3 protein-coding genes are annotated in these 1,294 nt (G+C 31.5%); all 3 read right to left on the bottom strand.

The window, feature by feature from the left end:
* Nucleotides 1-458 (bottom strand): S41 family peptidase (locus IDG60_RS14705; RefSeq protein ID WP_481906097.1); only part of this gene is annotated, 458 nt, incomplete at its 3' end.
* A 191-nt stretch (nucleotides 459-649) separates the two neighbouring features.
* Complete coding sequence (locus tag IDG60_RS14700) at nucleotides 650-871, bottom strand: YozE family protein (RefSeq protein WP_000801007.1); 222 nt, start codon at nucleotides 869-871, stop codon at nucleotides 650-652.
* Nucleotides 871-1,294 (bottom strand): PTS sugar transporter subunit IIA (locus tag IDG60_RS14695; protein ID WP_206160840.1); only part of this gene is annotated, 424 nt, incomplete at its 5' end. The genes IDG60_RS14700 and IDG60_RS14695, both read right to left, overlap by 1 nt.

Raw genomic sequence — 1,294 nt, 5'->3', positions numbered from 1 at the left:
CTAGTAACCATAATTTGATCATTTTTCTTTTGCATTTCTGCACCAATACCTACAAAATCACCTGAAACACCTTCATTAAAGGATTTCGTTTGTTCTTTTGTTAAATATTCAGAATAAGGATCTTTTAATTCTTTGACCATACCATCAATTGCAGCTTTACTTAACTTGTCAGAGTCCTGTTTTTTGTAATAATCACTATTTAAGATTTTATACACATTTTCAATTTTATTTAAGTTTGCTTGATCAGTTTTGTTTAAACCACTTATTTTTTGATTTATAAAAATATATGCAACAACTGTGATGACAGCTGTTATTAGGATTGTACCAATTAATATTGATATGAATTGCCAACGTTTTAAGTGAACGCGTTTCGATGAATTAGTTTCTTGGTCTTGATTGCTTGTTGCAATTTCAGCGCGTTCATCATCGGATGAAGATGTGTGTTGCTTATCATCCATTGTATCACTTCCTTATTATGTATTATGTACTTTTAAATTCTGTGTAGTTAATCATATCAATTTATGCAAGATAGCGCACCATATTTCACTATAATTGATTAATTTTTAGTCACAACTTAGTTTATTTTAAATTAAAACCAGGATAACGAATTGCATCACCCTGGTTCTAACTATTATTATTAAAAATTATATTAAAATTTTAGCCATTCCGTATATTCTTCATATAAATCATCAAATACAGACATTGGCAATGTGAAATCACCATGTGTCTCAATATAATCAGACAGTATGTTAAAATCATCATCGTGTTTTGGGAAAGCAAGATCGTCAAATATCTCTTCTGCTAGACGACCTTTATCATCGTGTCGACCACGAACTGTCATGACAAATTGATAAAACGAATAGTTTTTCATTAGTTCATTGTCACATCAATCACTTTTGTTTCACCTTTAATCACAGCATTTTCATCATAAATATTAATTGAAGCTGCTTGATCAGTGTTAGTAATTATAATTGGTGAAATAACAGATTTAGCGTTATTATTAATAAATTCAAGGTTGAATCTTACTAATGGATCTCCGACGTTAACTTCGTCACCACTAGACACTAACACTTCAAATCCTTCACCGTCTAATTGAACTGTGTCTAAACCGATATGAACTAATAATTCTAATCCGTTATCTGCTTTTAACCCAATCGCATGCTTAGTTGGAAAGACATTGTCAACACGTCCTGCAATTGGAGACACAACTTCTCCTTCAGTTGGATTAATACCAAAACCTTCGCCCATCATTTTTTGTGCGAATACAGGATCTGGAATATCTTCAATTTTCACG

This window comes from Staphylococcus sp. EG-SA-2, assembly GCF_017152085.1.
The sequence above is the reverse complement of the archived record's forward strand: the minus strand, read 5'-3'. Positions and strand labels throughout refer to the sequence as shown.

Coding starts and splice junctions, on each gene's coding strand:
- IDG60_RS14700 (WP_000801007.1), bottom strand. CDS start 871: ATGAAAAACTATTCGTTTTATCAATTTGTCATGACAGTTCGTGGTCGA.